Origin of the sequence: Paenibacillus massiliensis subsp. panacisoli DSM 21345 (assembly GCF_000426545.1) — a bacterium.
Lineage (GTDB): Bacteria > Bacillota > Bacilli > Paenibacillales > Paenibacillaceae > Paenibacillus > Paenibacillus panacisoli.
On record NZ_AUFO01000011.1, the window covers coordinates 270,796 to 290,420 of the forward strand.

The window sequence follows — 19,625 nt, forward strand, 5'->3', positions numbered from 1 at the left end:
AGAGGGACAATCCCTCTCTTTTTGCATTCAATTTCAAAGGAGATGAAATATATGAGCGATATGGTGATTCGCAAAACGCAAGGCGAGTACCCATTGGACATTGTTGTGCTTGACGAGGTTGTTCATTTTGACAAGCGTGGCGTGGCGGAAGTAGACGAGATCATTGGGGAAGTGTTGTTGAGTATTCCCGGGTATGTGGAATGCGAGAAAAAGACTAAGGAACCAGACCCACCGCAGTCCGAAAAGGATAAGAATGCTCTAGATCCTGAGAAGGAGAAAAAGGAGACGACCAAGGGCAAGCAAGCCGCTTCTCCAGCAAATCAGACTCCAACTCCTTCTAATCCTCCTGCTGCAGCAGAGTAATGAGTATGCCAATCATCCCGTACTATGAATCGCATGAGGACATGGGTACGGGGGAAATCACCTACACTTCCCCCGTGGGGTTGCCTACGCCAGCCGAAGTCCGACGGCGGTGGTGCTTCGGGCTCCCCCTCACTGACCAATACGGCCAGCCGATGGACGACCAGGACATACTAGGATTCCTGATGGCTGCTGTTAAGAATACTGAGCGGCAGCTTGGTATCTTTCTCAAGCCCACCGTCATTCGTTGTAATGCCGAGTCGCGAGGACTGGAGCAAGGTGAAGATTATGAGATCGAAGAACCGCCGTACGATTACGATGCGCAGCGTTGGCAGAATTTCGGCTTCATCCAGCTCCGACAGCGATATGTTAGTGGATTGACGGAATTTAAACTGGTTGCCTATGGAGGCCAGGTCAACATTGACTTTATGCATTATCCCGGTTGGATAAAGCTGTACAAAAAATCAGGGCAATTGCATGTGGTCAGCAAGGGCGTGGGGGCGCCTATGCTTGGTGGCTACCCATCAGGATACAGCACGGCTCCATTTGCAGCTCCGTTACTATCTAAGACGCCACAAGTATTCCACGTTGACTACACCGCTGGTTTGACTAAGGATCAGCTAACGGAAGACATCCGAGCCGTAGTAGGTAAGCAGGCGGCGGTCACAACGCTTGGCGTAGCGGGCACCGCTGTTTTGGCAGGGGTTGCAAACTACTCATTGTCATTGGATGGAGTGGTCGAGTCAGTCCAGACGACTGCATCAGCGACGAGCACCACATATTCAGCCCATATCAAGCAGTTGCAGCAGGAGGTTGACAATTTCTTTGATCCTAAAGTTGGCGGCGCAAGAACCAAGATGCGCGGGCTTACAATGGGAGGGATTTGATGACTAGTGTTCAAATCAATGGACAGAAATTCGAGGATCTGATCGCCCGCCATGGCCGAGATGTGCTGTGGCAGGAATCTGTTCGGTGCTCCTGCATTAACTTGGACAGCGGACAGCCGAGATATGGTTGTCCGATTTGCGGCGGCACAAGCTTTGTTTATGAGCCAGCCCTTACCTGCCGTGCTCTTGTACAAAGCGTAACCACAACCAAGGACTACCTGGCCTATGCAGGTATGTTTGAGGTCGGAGACGCCTTGATGAGCGTGCCAGCCAATATGTTACTGCGCACGCCTGAAGGCGGATTTGATCGTTCTGGTTGGGAACCAGTTCCTATGTTTAATATTGGAGCTGGGGATATCGTTACCTTGACTGATGACGAAGTGAAGACTTCCGAAGTGCTCATGCGGGACACGGAGCTTCACGGACGACCAGCGGATACGCTGCTGAATCCCAAGGTTACGCAGGTGCTATCTATCCGTATGCATGACCCTGACGCCGTCACAACGACACTGTATGCTGCCGGGGAGGATTATGAGGTGGAAGGGGCTACAATCGTCTGGAAGGGCAATCAACCGCCAGCAGGGGCGCAATACAGTGTCATGTACATGCATCGTCCTGTGTATACCGTTTACGCAGTATTGCCTCGCCCGCGCCATCAGAATAATCAGGATTTGCCCCGGACGGTGGTACTTCGTTACTACCCTGGAGGTGTGCTGCATGAGCAAGGTGTCGATACAGGCTGAGTTGCCAGCTCTTGATAACATCCTTGCCAATCTCTCAAGGCACCGTCGGTTGCCATATACGCGAGCTGCTGTCCAAGCTGCAACGATGGACTTGATTCAGCAGACGTGGATACAGTACGCGTCAGGCGCGCGAGTAAGCTTTAGCGGTGGCAGTTTCCGTGTCGGTGTGCAGACGGGCGATTACGTTCGCAGCATCCAGGCTGGACTACGTTTTCCCGATGATCTGACCGGGGAAGTGTTCACAACGTCACCTCATGGCGCTGCTATTGAGGATGGCCAAGAAGCAAAGGACATGAAGCCTGCCCTTTTGGCTTCACCGAAGGCCAAAACTGGAGCAAAAGGGAAAAAGTATATCACAGTTCCTTTTCGCCACGGCGCACCAAGAACCGGGACAATGGCCGCTATGCCGAAGTCGATACATGCACAAGCGAAGCAACTACAATTCAGCCGTGTGACAGCTCCGTTGCCGACCCGCACCTATTCATGGGGTGGACGGATTCAAAAGGACGAGACAGGCAAGCGGAGCCACGCGGGCGCGCATCCAGGCGCAGGATACAGCTGGAAGGCTGGTAAATATCAAGGCCTGGTGAAGATAGGGCGTCCTGGACAAGAGCAGTATCTTACTTTCCGGCGACTATCCGAAAACTCAAGCCCTAAGAGCTGGATGCGTCCTGCGATCAAGCCGAAGCCGATCCGCGATGCAGTGCTCGAAAATACACGTGAACAGGTGCAGGAGATGATCTTGCAGGGATTCCAGCAAGACTTGGCCGCTATGGGCTTAGGAGGCGATTGATTGGAATTTCATAGTGTTGATGTCAAGGAGGAATTGGTTCAATTCCTCAAAGCTGGGTTCAAACAGAATAATGTTAGAATGAATGTCTTTAAGGCTGATCCACAGACAGAAGCGGAATTGCCTTGTGTGGGCATCAATCGAGTATCAGACAGCGAAGTAGCTCATATATTGGGTGACTTTGGGGGAGATGACTTTGACCGAGACGCCCTCCAATATAGTGAGATCCACAGCACGCACTTTCAGGAATCAATGGAAGTGCGTATTTGGCATACCAATGCGGACGAGCGAGAACGGGCCTATAAGATACTCAAGGCATTGCTTATGTTGTTTCGTCCAGTAGCAGTAGAAAAAGGTTTGCTCAGCTTCAGCATGGAGTCAGGAAAGGATGAGAGCGACTTTACCGGGCAAGTAGCCCCTTTCCCGGTCTACTGGGCGAGTATTATCGTTTCATATATTAATCCGCTTGATGTACAAGTAACTGAGCGCGTCGAGGCAATCAGCGGATTCACAGTGAGGGGAGGTGTACGAATTGGCGGATGAAAATAATAATGAGCAGGCTTCATCTACTCAGGGAACTGGAGCCAGGCCTGGACTACAGAAAGGGAAGGCTGCTGCTGCAGAGGTATCATTGGAAGATTATCTGTCCCGCGTCAAGGTCCATATGGGATTGGTGGCCAGCTTTAGATACGAAGCACGTTTTAACCCTGATCTATCGAAGGACAAGACCGATGAGCAGTGGGCTGAAGCCTTAAAACGACAGTCCCAAGCACAATACAAATAGGAGGTAACCCATGAGCATTAATATTTCTTTTGGAGGAGCCACCATCAAGCGTCCGGGGGCTTATTCAGTCGTGGATTCGAGTGAAATGACCCCTGTCACATTGGGCTCCAACAAAGTATTGGCCGTAATCGGAGTACCTCCGGCGGGAAGCACCTTGCCGGAAGGGAAAGTATCATATTTCAACGATCCGAAGCTGGCGGCTGCAGCAGTCGGTGAGGGCGAATTGCTGGAGGTCATGAAGGTATCGTGGAGGCACGGGGCAGATTTAATCGGTGTCGCGCCTGTTAAGGTCACGGCCCCCGCAACCGCCCCGACGGACACGGAATGGCAAGATGCCATCGATCTGCTGCAGCCGGAGGACACGGCTGGGATCATCCCGCTTACGACGCAGGCGGCTATTTGGGCTAAGGTGGATACGCACATCGAATTTATGTCGTCCGTAAAAAATCGGAAGCGACGCCGTGCATTCTACGGACACAAGCCTGGAGCGACGATTGAAGAGATTAAGGATTTGGCAGTAACCATGCCGACCGAGCGCGGCTTACTCGTTACTCCTTGTCCACTTGTAGCTGACAGCGACGGTAACAAGGTCGTTAAACCTGGTTACTACATGGCGGCTGCTGTCGCGGGGCTTTGGGCCGGACAAGCGTCCCAGGAACCTGTCACATACAAGTCTGTCAGATTTGACGGTTTGGAAAAGGTGTACATCGGTTTGGAAATTGAAGATATTCTGGAAGCCCACATTTGCCCTGTCGAACAGGTGAAAAATGTGGGCTTTCGTATTGTTCAGGGTGTGACGCTTTCTCCTAGCGACGATCTGACCAAGGTTGAACTTTCTGTAGCCACCCTAGCAGACGATATGAGCGCCAACATCGAAACATATTTTGAGAACAAATACACCGGCAAGGCAGGTGTCGCAGGGATTGAGATCACGATCTATAACGATTTGGTATCCCTCATCACCGAGTTTCAGAAGAGCGGATGGATACGAACGTTCGTGCCAGAGTCTACCAAGGTCACTCGCAATGGCACAGCGTTCTGGCTGGAATGGGAAGGAAAACCGACCCTACCGATTAATAATTTCTTGATGACACACCACCTCTCGTTGTAGTGAAAGGAGGAACACCCAGTGAGTATTGTAAAAGATCAGCCGGCTCATGCTGGACATACGGTTCGTTTGAAAATTGGAGGCGTTGAAGTCGGGCGAGGACAAAGGTTGAGCGGGAACCGCTCGTTCGGCACAGAAAACCAATATGAAATTGGTTCAATCATGCCGCAAGAATCTGTCCCGTTGAAAGTCGATGGCAGTATCACTCTTGAGAAATACCGTATTCGTAAAAAATCCTTGGCAGAGCTGGGCTTGTCGAGTTATGGCGCAGGCATCTTGAATATGAATGTGATCGACATTGAGGTGACGGACAAGTACACAGGCGACATTGTCATTGTGTACCGTAGTTGCACGTTGTCCGAGTCGTCAGAAGATTTCAGCGCTAACGCCATGTCGGGTGAAAATGCGACGTGGAAATACTTGTCTGCTGACTACGGTACGCCAGAAACAGAATAATCAATCAACCACGCCCTTTCTTCGGAGAGGGCTATTCCATTATCGAGAGGGAGATCAACTATGTCCGAATTTACTCCAGAACAACAAGCAGCTGCGCAAGCTGCCATTGAAACCGCACAAAAGGCCCGCGCAGGCGGGGAATTAAAGGAAGGAGAGATCTTGGATTTTACATCATCTGAGGGCAATCATTATACAGGTGTGCTGGTATTCAAAAAGCTGAATATGGCCGATCTGATGAAGGTCGGGGCTATCAAATCGGAAATTCTTCGGGAGGCGGGTGTACAGGATGTTCGCCTTGTAGATAGCGACATTTTGTTCACGGCGCACGTCATTTCTGTGCTTGAAATTGCACTGCACAAACGCCCTGAATGCCTCTTGAAACTTAAAGAGATTACGGAGCCAGACCTACTATTCCATGTTTACGGCTTACAGCAAATGTGGGAGGCGAAGTTTCGCAAAGACTTTCGAAACGCACTTGAAGACCATAGCGAAGCTACCGCAGGAGCGCAAGTTGTGGATACTCCGTAAATACGCCTATGGTGGGCTGCCGCCGACTGATCCGCGCATCTTGGCGATGACGCCTGAACAAATTGATCTCGAATTTGAACATATGGAGATTGACCGTAAGGCCAGGGAAGGGAAATCAGAAGAATACGAAGATCCAGAATTCGATGATTGGGCAAATGAAACCGAAGAGGCAGACGGCAAGCTGTCATATGACTATTCAGCCCCTGTAACCCATACCGAAGATCCTGGTGATTGGGAAGATGTCAAATAGAAGGGAGGTGCGAATTTGGCAAAAGAACAAACAATTCGCGTGTCAGCAAAAGGTGAGTTTGGACAGCTTCAACGGGGACTGAAGCAACTGGAACAAGATTTAAAGGGCGTTTCTTCTGTTGTTAATAGAGGGGCCAGAGGCGGGGGAGTCTTCGATGAGAAGCAGCTTCGGGCATTAGATGTATTCCGTTCACGATTCCTGGGGACGATGCGGGAACTGGATGCAGAATTTCGCAAGCAAAACGTTGTCATAGAGTCCTTATACGGCAAGTTGCAAACGGCCCAGCGCGGAGAACGTGAAGAGATCAAGCGAAATATTCAGCAGCGGGAGCGCCAACTGGACGTGATCCGCAAGGAACTGATTGCTGCCGAACGAATGTATAATATTCGTTCTCGCGAGGCTAGTAGCTATCGACCAGCCACCGTTCGCACTGCTGGCAGCAGCAGAAGTAAGGATGATGATAATTCTGGTGGTGGCGGTTCTAGCAGGCTAACTGGCGGTGCTTTGTCTGGAGTTCTAGGGGCGGGGAAATTTGCACTTGGCCTCGTGGGTCTTGGCAGCATTGTTGGATTGGCAACGCAGATGTACAGCTCAGCCTATGCCCGGCAAACGACATCTCTTGATCTTGCACAGCGTATGCGTGGACAAGCAGGATGGAGTGGCCAGGCTGTCGATATGTGGGACCGTGCTTCTGCGGTTGGTCGCGCTGATCGTATGGGCTATAGCGCTGCAGACACTTGGGGCTTTCTTGATCAATACAGTCGCATTGCTGGTAACATCGGAGACGGGGAACTGAAGGGGCTGCTGAAGTTCGGACGCGGATACGGCTTGGACACGTCGGAGGTCGCGAGTGTCGTCGGAAACAACCGTGCTGCAGGCGGCATGCAGACTCCAAAAGGATTCGCCGATGCAATTGCGGGTAGTGTGGCCAGGTCAGGCATGACGGCGCGGGTTGTCGAGGTTATGGAGACCAATAACGCTCTGTTACAAACCATGAACACGTCGCTGAAAGACGGCAGTTCCAAACAGCTCCTAGCCTATCAGACTACGCTTGATCGCATTGGGACAGAGCAAGGCATGATGCAGCTCACTGGTGCACAGGGCGGCAACCTGATTTCGGGCTTGGGCGGCATATTCAGTCCGGGGAATGATGACTGGAAGTGGATGGGCATCCAGGCACTGCGTGAGTACAATCCCAAGAAATATAGGAGCATGGATCTCTTCGGGTTGGAGCAGTCATTCGAGGATGGGCTCCTAAACGCCGATAATGTTCCAGCTATGGCCAAGTACGTCCGTTCCCAAACAGGCGGCAATGAACAGCTAGCAAAACGCATCATGCAGCGTTGGCTGACAGACGGTGGGTATGCAGCAACTAAACGCGAAGCATCCCAATTCTACGATGCGACGCAAGGATTATCTGTCTTTAGTCCCGAACAACTGCAAGCCCTGCAGAACGGCACTATTGACTCCGGGGCCAAGTATGATGCAGAACGTCAAGGAGCTCAGGGGCAAGGATATATGGACACAGATGCTCGCTTCGAGCATGCGCTGGAACAAGCTGGCGGACAGCTTGTCGAGGCTATAATGGGCGTCAAAGAAGGCACGACGACTGTGATGGAAGCCATCCAAAATGGTAGCAGTACAGGAAACGCCACGCTTGACTCTATTCTCAAATTCATGAATGACAATCTCCAAGGGCTTGCTACTTCGATGTCTGTAGGAAATTTGGGTGAATCATTGACACGCATTTTTGGTGGGAATGACGATGCTCTTGTAACTCAGTTTCGTACCTTCTTTGGTTTAGAGGATAAAGTACAATCTGACGCATCCTCCCAGATACCGATAGGGACTCCGCAACAGCGCACTCAATATCTACGAGAACTGGAAAGGGAACAAAAACTCAATCAAAACTTCGAGGAGTCAGAAGGTGCAGCCTTGTGGCAGCGAGCGGCTAATGGAGAGAAACTGTCCGATGAGGACATGAAGAAAGTATTTCAGTATAACACAGACCACTTCAAGGCGGGGAAGCAAGCAGGAGTGATCCCTAAGTCAGGAATTGATTCTGTTGCTGACACTACTTCGGGTTTTTTTCAACAAGTCACAAGGGTTTTCACAAGTGAGTTTTTTGGCGGATCTGGCGACAGCGACATCGGTCGAATGCCTGGCCAAGTCAACCGCAATGTAGAAGACATGTCTTTGATCGGTCAGGCGAAATTCAAGCAAATGGAACGTGCCACTACGGATATGACAGCCGATGCTGCTTCTAAATACATGTCCATGGAACGCAATAGTAGTGATCTGCTGGATAAGACGGTATGGATATTCCGAACCATGCTATATACCGTCCAGAACGGGATGACCAACATGTTGTCAGAATTCCAGAGCTTACGGAGTTCGGTTGCCTCCAGCTTTGGCGGCGGTGGGTTGACTGCCATGGGAACTGGATTCGGCATCACTTCAAAAATCACCACCATGAGCGGGATCAGCGCTGAACAGCTCAATAAAAAGTTGGGCGGTGTACTTGCGGGCAAGGGCGCTCAGTTTGTACAAGCTGGCTTGCAGTTCGGCATTGATCCGGCTGCACTGGCGGCTATAAGCATGCATGAAACGGGTAACGGCACGTCTCCTGCGGTCCGGAATCGCCACAATGTAGGTGGCATGATGGGGGCAAATGGCTTAATGAATTTTGCGTCCATTGATGACGGCATTATCGCTATGGCTCGCAACCTCAAGGTCAATTACGCCGACAAAGGCATTGATACGATTGAGGCTGTGCAGCGGAAATATGCCCCTGTTGGAGCTAGAAATGATCCGGACAATTTGAACAACAACTGGTCTAGCGGGGTTGTGAAGTTCATGAATGACCTGGCTGGTGGCGTGTCGACCGGATCAGGAAACGGGTTTTTCAACAATTGGAAAGCAACTTCACGTTTTGGAGATAGAGAAAGCTTTAGAAAAAAAGCGCATGGAGGATTGGACATAAAAGGGACGCAGGGTGATCAGCTTCAGGCGTTAGCTGGTGGTACTGTTTCATTCATAAAAATGGATGACGGGGGTCCCTTAGACGAAGATGGTAAGAAGAACACTCGCGGTGGCGGCACTGAGCTAGGCATAAAGATGCCTGATGGTAGCACTTATTTTTATAGTCACTTATCCGCCGTTAATCCGGACCTCCGCGAAGGACAGAAGATAGATGCAGGTACGTACATCGGTAATGTTGGTGGTGCTCCTGGTGTGGCTGGTAGCGGTTATAGCACAACTGGGAGTCATTTGCATCTTGGGTACATGAACAGTGCTGGCACATATATGAACCCTGAGAAGCTGTTACAATCGCTTGGAATTCCTGGAGATTACGCATCTGGAGCTGGCGACAGCGACATTGGTCGAATACCTACTGCATCAAGCGTGAAGGAGGTTCGCCACAAGTCTGAAATTACAGTAAACCTCAATGTTTCGGGCGAAGGAGCCAAGCCTCTGAATGCTTCTACAAAATCGCAACTTGAGAGATTGGTGAAGCAGATTGTAGCAGAAAATGAGCGTCAGCGACTCCGAACAAGTCCTGTGAAAGCGGGGTATTGATATGATTGAGCGTTATAGTTGGGCTCCGGTAGGGGGTGTCGTCGGAAAGCGGCATGCCCCCATTATTCGGGTCAGCTTCCACACTGAAAAGACATGCTACCAGCTCAAAGGAAGTCTTCATGATGAAAAAGGCCAGGACCCGACCAGCCAAGTGCTTTCGGTCACGACTCAGAAGACCTTGGATGCCCCGACGGGCACGATGAATATTGTGCTGGCCGGCGATAAATGGTTCCGATCTCAGCTCATCATTCCTAACGATCTTGTCGTTGTGCAGATGGGCTATAAGACAGTAAAGGGAGAAGAACTATCTACGGTCATGGTCGGATTGGTAGATCGGGTACGTAGGACCCGCAGCGTGGATGGCGGGATGACTACTTCTGTCCAAGCCCGAGACTTCGGTAAAGTATTTATAAAATCTAATATCAAGTTCTATCCGGAAGTTTCGGGAGGGAAATCGGACAAGTTCTTCCTGACTGAGAACGGCTGGTTGGCCATGGCGAAGTATTTTCAATCCGAGAGCGTGGCAAAGGGTAGCCCTGCTGTCATTTTGGATGTCATCATGCGTTTTGTTTTGCCTCAGCTCAACGGCGTGAAGTGGACCGTGTGGGATGAGACAAAGACGGAGCCAGTTGCTAAGCAAGTCGATGTTACCAATATTGTTCGATACAACTTCGCATCTGTGCCTATCTTCTTACCGCAGTTTTTCACTCTGGATCGATTCGAAGGATCGCTTTGGAATCTGATGGAGCGCACATCCAGCAAGCCATTCACGGAGTTGTTCGTGGATGTGCGTGAGCCGCTGGAAGCGTGGAATCCTGGCGATAAGCCGCGGGTGGTGAATGAGACCATCGAACAGTCCAGCGATCAAAGCAAGGCCAAGTTTCCGAAGGGCGAGGGATACTATCCGTTCCCACGGTTCCCATTTGGGAAGGACAACGCTGTGGTTTCTGTGTTTTTACGGAATACGCCTTTTTCGAAGGGACCGTGGGAGAAGCTGTACACACATGTCGTCACCGCAGAGGATGTGATTGATGAAGACCTATCATACAGCGACGATGAGCATTACAACTTGTTTTGGGCGGGGACGACTATTAACCCTTTCGGAATGGATCTGAAGCGGGTGGCGCCCCCGCTCATGAACAAGTCGGCAATCGAACGTTACGGCTTGTCTCCGCTGGAAGTAGAAGTTGAGGGTTTGGCCATAGACCCGAGCAAGCCTGAAGATACGACAAAGCTGGAGCGAATGAGCACGGCTTATACAGTCAAGCTGAAGGAATGGTTTGAGAACAATCACAAATTTTTAAGCGGAGCAATGACGGTGCGCGGGAAGGGTAACTACAAGATAGGGCAGAGGCTTCAAGCGCCTGGGATTTTGAAAGAATTCTATATTGAGTCCGTAACGCAAACATTTAACGTATTTGAAGGATGGACCACGACGCTGCAGCTTACCCGTGGTCGTGATTATAAACCGACAGCGAATACTGCTGGTGCAACTACCACGCAGGCGTCCGTAGTGGCCAGTATAAAATCGGCATCTGCTAAAACGACAGCCGAGATCAAGGCGGATTACTACACCGTCAAGAGCGGGGACAACTTATGGAGTATCGCTGCCAAGCTGTACGGCAGCGGGAATGAGTGGACAAAGCTGTGGGAGGCCAATAAGGAGATGCTTGTCAAGAGGGATAGCCGGAATTCTGTGCAACACGGGAAATATATCTACTCAGGTCAGATTCTCAAGATACCAGGAGGTTCAACATGAAGGATCAGAGCGCGCTTGGAGGGAAAACAGTAAATCGAATGCCTGAATTCAACGCTACCCGTTTGGCCAGAGTCACCAGCGTAAAGGACTATGAACAGTATGGGCGCATTGAGGTCGTGTTCCTTGATTACAGCCAGCCTGTTCCTGTTTGGGTATTTAGCGGTGTTGATCGGGAGCCGGTCGAGGGCGACACGGTAATTGTAGGGTATTTGGATAATCGCAAGGATGCCCCGTATCTGGCTGGATTTCACAAGAACAATAGCTATGGAACGAATTTCGTAGTCGTCAAGCGAGATATGGTTAAGCTGCAATTGCCTGTCTTTGAAATTGGGGTAAAGGACGGCGCTGCTTATGCAGACATACAGGGTAATCTGCTGGACACTGCAAAGCAAGATCAACGCGCATACGTGGAATTATCTCCGAATCATGTGTTGCTGAGCTACCCACTGGACAAGGACGGCAAGCTGTCGCCCGTGAAGGTAGAACTCTCGCATTCAGCAGTGAACATAGTTTTCCCCGTTATAGAAGGCGAGGAACCAGCCAGCGTATCTATAGGGCCCGATGGAATAGAACACCGTTTCCCCATTAAAGAAGAGACTGCTGCGTATATCCAAATGAGTGCCGATGGTTTTAGGTTGCATCATCCAACAGGTGATATGGTGGTCAATCTTCCAAAGGGATCGCTGACAGAAGAACACAAAAAGGAATGATGCTTCATGGCACTGGTTAAGAATTCAACTCGTGAATTGAAAAAGATCTATCATATGACCTTTGAGCTAAGGAAGACGCTCCCGAGCGGGGATTCTAGTTCCATCACACTGCATACACTCCTAGTCAATCCTTCCGAGTTCGTCCAGGACGAAGCGGGGCGCGGAAACGTTGTGCAGACCCTTGGCGGGGCATATGTGGCCGACTTCGGAGCAGGGCTGCCGACGGTGACCTTGTCCGGTACAACTGGCTACAGCAAACGTACATCAGCCGAAGCCAAGGAATTGGACGGATACGAGGAATTCATTAAATTCCGCTCAGAGATTTTTCGCAAATTCCTACAAGCCAACGATCCGCAGCACGCTTTGTTTTGGTACAACTGGGAGGATAACGAGTATTACGAGATCCACCCACAGAACTTCCGGCTGCAGCGGAGCAAGTCAGAGCCATTATTGTACCGTTATGAATTCCGCTTCACCTGCCTCCGTCGATTGGTTAAAACGAGGAAAGAAGCGATGTCTGACTATCTTAAACTTGTTCCGAACACAGAAACGGTTGCCGTGAAGTTGTCATCCAGCGTATCGCGGATCGGCGAATTGCTCAGTCAGCTCACAAAGAGAGGATGATGATCTTGGCAGACGAAGAGGACATGAATTATGTGAATTACCCGGTGTTGCGGAGTGAACAACAGAACATAGAGGACATTGTAACGTATGGTTTACGCGCATACTCGGCCCTGACAGACTACAACGAAGCACTGTATGATAGGGTGGATATAAATACTGCTGAACTTGAGGAATACATTAATCTTTCACGGCAGGTATGCTCCCGGCTTTCGGATGCTGAAAGCGTGCCGTTTGACTTGCTGCTGGAACTAAGGAGCATCCTGGCAGTATTGTATCAGCTCCGGGTGCTGGCCGTAGAGGAGAAGGGTGTAGTTGGGAAACCGTCGGCAGTGGAGGAAGGAAGTGGACTATGATCGAGCATGTATTAAATGATGCTGACACTATTCAAGGTCTGTCCGTCATGTACAATGTGCCTTGGCAGGATATTGTGGATTACAATGGACTTGAGTACCCGTACACCATGACAAGCCGAGAAGCTTATTACACGTTGTATGCAAGCGGATATTTGCTGATAAGGCGGCAATTGATGTCTTTGCCGCTTACGCTATATTCGGGCTCGTTATTCAAAACGGACTTGGATTCTCAGGGCGTGCAAAAAATATACGAATTGGTAGAAGACACGACCCTCGCTGCGGGAACGGCGGAGGGTTATTTTTATGTCCGTAGTCAACTGCCGGGGAGCTTTGGGAATACAATCGCAGGCAGCATTGTTAATGGATCTGTTCGTTCCAGCGTGAACGCAGGTACATTGACGATCACGAATCCTGAAGCATTCGCTAATGGAAAGGATGCGAGAGTACTCCTGACTGGTCAGACCATCTACATTAATAACGGTACGGATCAGGAATCTGTATCGATCAGAGATTCACCCGCTGAAAGCGATCTTAAAATAATGCCGGATGGAGATTTAGCAGATGACGGGATTGGAGATTGGGCAGTTGTGACGGCCCTGGACACGATCAAACAAGCTATAAGCCATCGATTGGTCACCCGGCGTGGAAGCCTCACACAGCATCCTTATTACGGTAGCCGTCTCCACGAGTTTATTGGATTGGCCCAAGCTCCATATATACGTAAACTGGTTGAATTGGACATTCACGAGACACTAGCGTATGAGGAACGAATAGAAGATGTAGCAGTTAAGAATGTGACGGTGCAGCGGACATCTTTTTATATTTCGCTGACGATTACCACTGCTGGCGAAGAAGTAAGCATGGGAATAGAAGTTGACCAAACCGGGGTAACCATCACTGCATAGAAAGGAGTGATACCTTTGGCCTTTGAACGCAAAACAATGGAAAACATCGTACAGGATATGGTGGATTGGTCGCGTGGAGTGTCACAAAAAATAACAGATTTTACGGTCGGTTCCCGTGCCCGAACAATGTTGGAAGCTGCGGCAAAGGAATTAGAGGAATATTACGACAAAACTTGGCGGGCCATTCGGAGTACGATCGGACAAAGCATTTACTCAGCCTTCGGTTTTTCAAAGCTTCCGCCTCTATATGCCACGGGCACGGTTACGTTTGAACGTATCACTCCAGCAGACACTAATTATCTAATACCAGTGGGAACCCTAATCAAGACACAGGCCACATCTTCCCGCGCACCGATCACCTTCCGCACCACGGCAGACGCAGTTATGGTTACCGGGGGAACGAGAGTAGATGTGCCTGTAATTTGTCTTACTCCTGGACTGGACGGCAATACAGAAGCTCAGACCATTACTGACTTTGTAGCTAAGCCGACTGGGATCGACACGGTAACCAATGCTGCAGCTCTGGCCAATGGGCGAGAAGAGGAAACGGATGATGAACAGAAGACCCGTTTCAAAAAATTCATCGCGTCTTTATCCCGTGGGACCCTTCAGAGCATTGAATACGGAGCTACCACAGTCCAGCTTACGGACGTAACCGGGGCAGCAATAGAGCGTGTAGTTGATTGTCAAGCATTTGAGGATTTGCCTGCACGAAAAGGCGAGGTCGATCTGTATATTTGGAACGGGGTAGGCACAGCTTCTCCTGAGTTATTCGTGGCCACTCAAAAAACATTGACAGGGTATTATGAGGACGGCAAGCCTATATACGGATACAAGTCTGCTGGGATACAGGTTAATTTGTTTTCGGTTACGATGAAGCCCGTGAGCATCCGCCTGACGTTAACATTCAACGCTGGATCATCCCTTGATCTGATTCAGGGGGACATTGAGCGAGAAATACGCGACTTCTTCTCTGCCGTCAAGCAAGGTCAGGAACTGGTTCAGACTGAACTGGAAACTCGTATAAAGCTCTTATCGGGCATTTATGATGTAAAGCTGGATTTATCCATAGACGATGGCACAACCTGGTCTGACACTAATCCGACAGCAGGAAAAACCGAGAAGCTTGTCCCGCAGTTCCCGATCATTTATCGGGAGGCGAACTCATGAGAATTCTTAAAAAGCTGCTGGATAACTTGGGGGACGGCTGGAATACTCAGACGAAAGAGGTCCCATATCTAGTGCTTGGGCGGGGGGCCGGGTTGCACAGTATGGTAACAGTGGACGAAGGAACCCTGTACTTTCATAGCACCCCCTATCGCCCAGAGCTGCCGGACAAGGAACTTGTCGATCTGCAGGGAGTGAATTCCGAGGAGCTAGTGTCTGCGATTCGTAACATGGGGTACTTGGCCGAGTTGGCGCCGGAAATACTCAGGATGGACGCTGTACCGCTGGCGCTAATTGAGGTAACCAATATTCCATTGGATTCGACATTGAATGCCTTCACAAGCAATGTTTGGAGGCGTATGTACCCCTTATATCGAGCGTTGCGTAAAGCGGAGGCGGACACAGACCTGGCATTGCTGCAGTTGGACCGCAATATGGCAACAGGACGTTGGCTCAATTACTGGGGCAGCTTTTTCGGCATGCAGAGCCGTCCGGGCGAACTGGTTGAATCTTTTCGCCGACGCTTTACCATGTGGGTGTTGAATCCCAAGACTAATAATGTGGCGCTGCAGGAATTACTGGCTTATCAACTAGGCGAGTCTGGCGGCGTGCAGGTATACGACAAGGCCCCTGCGGTCATAGGAGTAAGGCTCGACGTCAAGTACACCGGGAGTGCCACGGCATTGGCCGAGATGAGGAGCATCCTGCTTGAGAATAAAGGCGGGGGGATTGCTTTTACTGTTTCGGTACATGTGCCTGTGTCTATCGAGCACACATTCAATCAGAAGTATCGAATTCACTTTCGCTCCCGAGTGAGCTTCTTCGGTGGTCGACCTTGGTACCTGGATGGTGTGGAAGTATTAAATGGGATTCCTTCATTGTCTGGGTGGACAGGCGAGAGACAACGCAATCGGCATCGACTGGAGATCAGGACGCCGCACAGGGTGCGCAATGAGCAGACTAGTGTAGTCAAGGCTAGGCAAAATTATTGGGTGCTGGATGGCAGTGTGCAGCTCGACGGTAGCCGATTACTAAATTCTCTGGAAACTATTTTGGAGGTATAGGAGGTCACATATGGCAAATCAAGTATTAACGGTAACGACGACATATGCCCGTGAGCAGATGGCTCGCGCCAGGGCAGAAGGGACTTCGCTGACGAAGGTAGTTAAGATGGCATTTGGCAGTGGGGGAGTTGACGTATCCGGCCAGCCGCTTCCATTGGACGGAACCGAACAAACGTTGAAGGCAGAGCTGCTGGTGAAAGACATATCCAGCTATGAATTCATAGGTCCGGCTACGATCCGGTACACCTGCTCTTTGGCTGAGAACGAGCTGGCAGGGGCGACGATTAATGAATTGGCCCTCGTGGATTCGGCTGGTAAATTCACCGCGATCCGCACAATGACCAATAAAGTCAAGGATGCGGACATGGAATTTATATTTGAAATTGATGACATTTATTGAGGAGGCAACGATTCGATGGCCATTCAAGAACCGCGTAAATTCGTCACTACGGATCAGGGTCATGCCGATGTGCTGAACGTCCCTATTGCAACACTTTATGCAAATGACAAAGAGTTGGACGAGCTAAAAGATGACAAGAGGATGACCGTTATTGATCCAGCAACAATTAATTATAACCTGGAGAATTTAAAACCGGGTAAATACTTCATTCAGATTCCTGATGGTCAGAAGCTTGCGGGCGAACCAATAAGAGATCTGACCATCGGTAGATCCGTAGTAGTCACTGTGGGGCGGCCTGACACAGTAACCAATGTGATTGTCAGGACTTTTTTATACACATCTTATACAACTGGCGCTCACGCCAGATTTTTCTATCAGCCGCGCACCATTATAAATCCAACCGTGCCGAGTCCGTGGTACGAGTGGGAGACTGTTAGTGGATCTGCGGCAAAGCTTGCTGATCACGCAAATAATGCTGATCTCCACATCACCAAACAATATGTTGAAACCTATGCAGCTACCAAGGTTCACACTCATAGTCCATCCGATCTTCCCAGCGCGACTACACAAGCCCGGGGTATTGTGCAGCTCAATAATTCTACGAGTAGTACAGCAACGGACCAGGCGGCTACTCCGAGTGCGGTTAAAGCCGCATACGATCGAGCAAACGAGGCTTTTACGCAAGTCTCTGATGGCAAAAACCTTCTCGCTGCCGCCATTAGGGACAAAAATCAACCAGCTCAAGGCAGCGATCCCTTCGTTACACTGGCAGCAGCTATCCGTGCCATCGTGTCATATCCGAGACGTGCAGATGTGGCAGATCAGGCGGCGTTTTTAGGGGGAGGATCAGTATCAACTGACAAGACATTTACAAAAGATTTTTTCACATTTCCCGCAGGTTCTCAACGAATATCTTTTATTGGAGCTGTATCATGTTCTGTACAAGGAAATGGTGCAAATACTTCTACTAGACTTGAAACTTATATAGAGATGGTAGACAACGCCGGGGTCGTTGCATCAATTCTTTTTAAGACAGGAGAAAATGGAAGTGTGGTGCGATACGGGTTCATATTTGATGGACCTGGTGGGCACATAAGATATGAAAACTATACGACGGCCCCAATACCGAGTAACTTCAACATTAACGGCCCCATTATACTTCGGGGCAGATTGTTTGCTCCTGGTCCTTCAGGAGGTACGGATAGGGTTGGTGTTAATGGAGTGTTCACATACTAGGAGGCTGAGGATTTGGACAAGTACATTGTGTATGAGGAGATAGACAAAGATCGGTGCAAGGTAACCAAGATTATTGAGCGACCAACAGATGAACAGTTGGAAGAGCTCAGTTTCTATATTGATGCTTCGGAAATTCCCGTTGCAGATCCACCGAAAGGCATGCAAGGTAGATTGATGATCAGGCTCCCGGAGCGAGAACTCTATTATGACTACGAATCGTTCCCGGAATCAAAGGTGGAGCAACTTGAACTGGAAAACATGGAATTGAAGCTAGCGATAGCTGAGTTGGCCGAGATGAACCAAAAGGATAAGACGGAGACGCAGCTCGCTTTGACGGAACTGGCTGAGTTGATTGCAGGGACTGGAGGTGAAGTAACTAATGGCTAAAATCTACTACGATCTGATTACGGTTAAGTTGAAGGCCATTGAGGACGTGCCGCTGAAATGGCGGGATCAAGTGCAAGAATTGTTATCAGCAAACGCCGAATAGGCGTATTTTTTATGCCCTCTGGAGTGGTCAGAGGGTTATCTAAATTTAGGGGGAAGTAACGTGGATAAGTGGAAGGTTTTCATTGCATCGACCGGAGCTGTAGTGGTTCCGGTTTTTGAATTTTTTTACGGACAGGGTGAAGCGGTTCTGACTATCATGACAACGCTCGCGTTTTTTATCATTATGGATTGGATGTCGGGTATCTCTGCCGCTAAAAAAGATGATACGTACGGCAGCCGATACGGGCTGGAAGGTGTGGCGCGAACCTTTTTCATGCTACTGCTCCCAGCTGGTGGACATTTGCTGGATATGGTATTTCACCTACCAGGGATCATCTTTGGCATTCTAGTGCTCGGTACACTGTACCATGTGCTACAGAGTATGGTTGCCAACTCTATCCGAGCTGGCTGGGGGGACTGGCTACCGATACCCGTGCTCAATACCATCATCGGGTGGGTCAAGTCCGAGTTAGATAAAAAAATTCAACGGGCAGAGTCCCGAAAAGGAGATGACAAAGTAGCATGAGCAATCCATTCGAAGGCTACCGGCTGACAAGCCCATTCGGACCAAGGATACACCCAGTCGATAAGGTCAAAAGGTTTCACAGAGGGGTAGATTTGGTCATTTCACCGGCTAACGGCGAGATTAAGGCGTTCACGGCAGGCAAGGTCCTGCATGCCAAAATGGGGGTCACTGGTTCTGGATTCGGAAATATGGGCAACGTGGTTGCCATCCAGGATGACAAGGGCTACTTACACGTATACGCCCACCTGTCCAGTGCTGCCGTCAAGGTAGGTCAGCAGGTCACTCAGGAGCAGGTTATCGGCCGCCAGGGTAGTACGGGCAAGTCCACTGGGCCCCATCTGCATTACGAGATCCGAAAGAAGTCTACGCCTCAATACGGGTACACTGCCACGGAGGCGGGAGTGGTCGAGCCCACTCAATATCTGATTAACTACTATGCGGCTAACAAGCCAGAGGAGGATGAAGAACCAATGACAGCAGATGAACGCAAGCAATTCGAGGCACTGCAGGAGACAGTGAAGCAACAGGCTGCCGCTATCAAAAAACTGGAGCAGCAAAATTCCATGTCGGAGATCCCAGCCTGGGCAAAGGATGCATGTGTAGCTGCTAAAAAGGCTGGAATTGTCGATACCACAGCAGGCCGCAGCTATGATTTTTATAGTTTACTCACGGTGCTGTATCGAACAGACCTTTTAAACAAAAAACTTTCGTAAATTTAAGAAAACAGCCCCTTTATTTAGGGGCTGTAGGGTCTGTTTAATTTAACTCGATTTCTTAATGAGTTTATTTAAACTTATTAGTTCGCTCGATGAAACGGTATTATGTTGGAAATGAAGATGATCTGTTTTTTTTGTGACATCTCTATATAACTCATCACACACATCTTTTCTCTTTTTTGCCAGAAGTT

At 49.7% G+C, this 19,625-nt stretch carries 24 protein-coding genes; all 24 read left to right on the forward strand.

Annotation, left to right across the window (positions count from 1 at the left end; genetic code table 11):
* The first annotated feature begins 51 nt into the window (after positions 1–51).
* The 24 genes from K331_RS0111015 to K331_RS29365 all read left to right on the forward strand — a co-directional run bounded on the left by K331_RS0111015 (position 52) and on the right by K331_RS29365 (position 19,431).
* A complete protein-coding gene (locus K331_RS0111015; protein ID WP_028590352.1) occupies positions 52–363 on the forward strand; it encodes a hypothetical protein in 312 nt (103 codons plus the stop codon).
* Positions 364–545: 182 nt separating this feature from the next.
* Complete coding sequence (locus K331_RS0111020) at positions 546–1,247, forward strand: hypothetical protein (RefSeq protein WP_156897644.1); 702 nt, start codon at positions 546–548, stop codon at positions 1,245–1,247.
* The gene (locus K331_RS0111025) at positions 1,247–1,990 is read left to right on the forward strand and encodes a hypothetical protein (RefSeq protein ID WP_028590354.1); all 744 of its coding nucleotides are present in this window, start codon (positions 1,247–1,249) and stop codon (positions 1,988–1,990) included. The genes K331_RS0111020 and K331_RS0111025 overlap by 1 nt, the downstream gene beginning before the upstream one ends.
* Positions 1,965–2,783 carry a hypothetical protein gene (locus K331_RS0111030; RefSeq protein ID WP_028590355.1) on the forward strand — a complete coding sequence of 273 codons (819 nt, stop codon included), beginning with the start codon at positions 1,965–1,967 and terminating at the stop codon, positions 2,781–2,783. The genes K331_RS0111025 and K331_RS0111030 overlap by 26 nt, the downstream gene beginning before the upstream one ends.
* Complete coding sequence (locus tag K331_RS0111035) at positions 2,784–3,323, forward strand: hypothetical protein (protein WP_028590356.1); 540 nt, start codon at positions 2,784–2,786, stop codon at positions 3,321–3,323. It begins immediately after the preceding gene.
* The gene (locus K331_RS0111040; RefSeq protein WP_028590357.1) at positions 3,313–3,564 is read left to right on the forward strand and encodes a hypothetical protein; all 252 of its coding nucleotides are present in this window, start codon (positions 3,313–3,315) and stop codon (positions 3,562–3,564) included. The genes K331_RS0111035 and K331_RS0111040 overlap by 11 nt, the downstream gene beginning before the upstream one ends.
* A gap of 85 nt (positions 3,565–3,649) precedes the next feature.
* Positions 3,650–4,675 (forward strand): phage tail sheath protein, encoded by a 1,026-nt coding sequence (locus tag K331_RS0111045; RefSeq protein ID WP_169718327.1) that lies wholly within the window; start codon positions 3,650–3,652, stop codon positions 4,673–4,675.
* Between the two features lie 18 nt (positions 4,676–4,693).
* A complete protein-coding gene (locus tag K331_RS0111050; protein ID WP_028590359.1) occupies positions 4,694–5,128 on the forward strand; it encodes a hypothetical protein in 435 nt (144 codons plus the stop codon).
* Positions 5,129–5,188: 60 nt separating this feature from the next.
* Positions 5,189–5,656, forward strand: coding sequence for a hypothetical protein (locus tag K331_RS0111055; protein ID WP_028590360.1), 468 nt, complete (start codon positions 5,189–5,191; stop codon positions 5,654–5,656).
* Positions 5,640–5,906 carry a hypothetical protein gene (locus K331_RS0111060; RefSeq protein ID WP_028590361.1) on the forward strand — a complete coding sequence of 89 codons (267 nt, stop codon included), beginning with the start codon at positions 5,640–5,642 and terminating at the stop codon, positions 5,904–5,906. Before K331_RS0111055 ends, K331_RS0111060 begins: the two co-directional genes overlap by 17 nt.
* Before the next feature lie 15 nt (positions 5,907–5,921).
* A complete protein-coding gene (locus K331_RS30935; protein ID WP_051289780.1) occupies positions 5,922–9,485 on the forward strand; it encodes a M23 family metallopeptidase in 3,564 nt (1,187 codons plus the stop codon).
* A gap of 1 nt (position 9,486) precedes the next feature.
* Positions 9,487–11,244 carry a LysM peptidoglycan-binding domain-containing protein gene (locus K331_RS32665; protein WP_028590362.1) on the forward strand — a complete coding sequence of 586 codons (1,758 nt, stop codon included), beginning with the start codon at positions 9,487–9,489 and terminating at the stop codon, positions 11,242–11,244.
* The gene (locus K331_RS0111075) at positions 11,241–11,954 is read left to right on the forward strand and encodes a hypothetical protein (RefSeq protein WP_028590363.1); all 714 of its coding nucleotides are present in this window, start codon (positions 11,241–11,243) and stop codon (positions 11,952–11,954) included. Before K331_RS32665 ends, K331_RS0111075 begins: the two co-directional genes overlap by 4 nt.
* A gap of 6 nt (positions 11,955–11,960) precedes the next feature.
* Positions 11,961–12,578 (forward strand): hypothetical protein, encoded by a 618-nt coding sequence (locus K331_RS0111080; protein ID WP_028590364.1) that lies wholly within the window; start codon positions 11,961–11,963, stop codon positions 12,576–12,578.
* 5 nt (positions 12,579–12,583) lie between these two features.
* Positions 12,584–12,931 (forward strand): hypothetical protein, encoded by a 348-nt coding sequence (locus tag K331_RS0111085; RefSeq protein ID WP_156897645.1) that lies wholly within the window; start codon positions 12,584–12,586, stop codon positions 12,929–12,931.
* Positions 12,928–13,836: a contractile injection system sheath initiator gene (locus tag K331_RS0111090; RefSeq protein WP_028590366.1), complete on the forward strand. Its 909-nt coding sequence runs from the start codon at positions 12,928–12,930 to the stop codon at positions 13,834–13,836. Before K331_RS0111085 ends, K331_RS0111090 begins: the two co-directional genes overlap by 4 nt.
* A 15-nt stretch (positions 13,837–13,851) precedes the next feature.
* Positions 13,852–15,006: a baseplate J/gp47 family protein gene (locus K331_RS0111095; protein WP_028590367.1), complete on the forward strand. Its 1,155-nt coding sequence runs from the start codon at positions 13,852–13,854 to the stop codon at positions 15,004–15,006.
* Positions 15,003–16,067 (forward strand): hypothetical protein, encoded by a 1,065-nt coding sequence (locus tag K331_RS31880; protein WP_156897646.1) that lies wholly within the window; start codon positions 15,003–15,005, stop codon positions 16,065–16,067. Before K331_RS0111095 ends, K331_RS31880 begins: the two co-directional genes overlap by 4 nt.
* 10 nt (positions 16,068–16,077) lie before the next feature.
* Positions 16,078–16,467 carry a phage tail-collar fiber domain-containing protein gene (locus K331_RS0111105; RefSeq protein WP_028590368.1) on the forward strand — a complete coding sequence of 130 codons (390 nt, stop codon included), beginning with the start codon at positions 16,078–16,080 and terminating at the stop codon, positions 16,465–16,467.
* Positions 16,468–16,482: 15 nt separating this feature from the next.
* Positions 16,483–17,703, forward strand: coding sequence for a phage tail protein (locus K331_RS30945; protein WP_051289781.1), 1,221 nt, complete (start codon positions 16,483–16,485; stop codon positions 17,701–17,703).
* 12 nt (positions 17,704–17,715) lie between these two features.
* The gene (locus K331_RS30950; protein WP_051289784.1) at positions 17,716–18,090 is read left to right on the forward strand and encodes a hypothetical protein; all 375 of its coding nucleotides are present in this window, start codon (positions 17,716–17,718) and stop codon (positions 18,088–18,090) included.
* On the forward strand, positions 18,083–18,193 hold the full coding sequence (locus tag K331_RS32460; protein WP_211237335.1) for a CD1375 family protein: 111 nt from the start codon (positions 18,083–18,085) through the stop codon (positions 18,191–18,193). Before K331_RS30950 ends, K331_RS32460 begins: the two co-directional genes overlap by 8 nt.
* A gap of 60 nt (positions 18,194–18,253) precedes the next feature.
* Positions 18,254–18,718, forward strand: a complete 465-nt coding sequence (locus tag K331_RS0111125; protein WP_028590369.1) for a phage holin family protein — start codon at positions 18,254–18,256, stop codon at positions 18,716–18,718.
* The gene (locus tag K331_RS29365) at positions 18,715–19,431 is read left to right on the forward strand and encodes a M23 family metallopeptidase (RefSeq protein WP_051289786.1); all 717 of its coding nucleotides are present in this window, start codon (positions 18,715–18,717) and stop codon (positions 19,429–19,431) included. Before K331_RS0111125 ends, K331_RS29365 begins: the two co-directional genes overlap by 4 nt.
* The last annotated feature ends 194 nt before the right edge of the window (positions 19,432–19,625 follow it).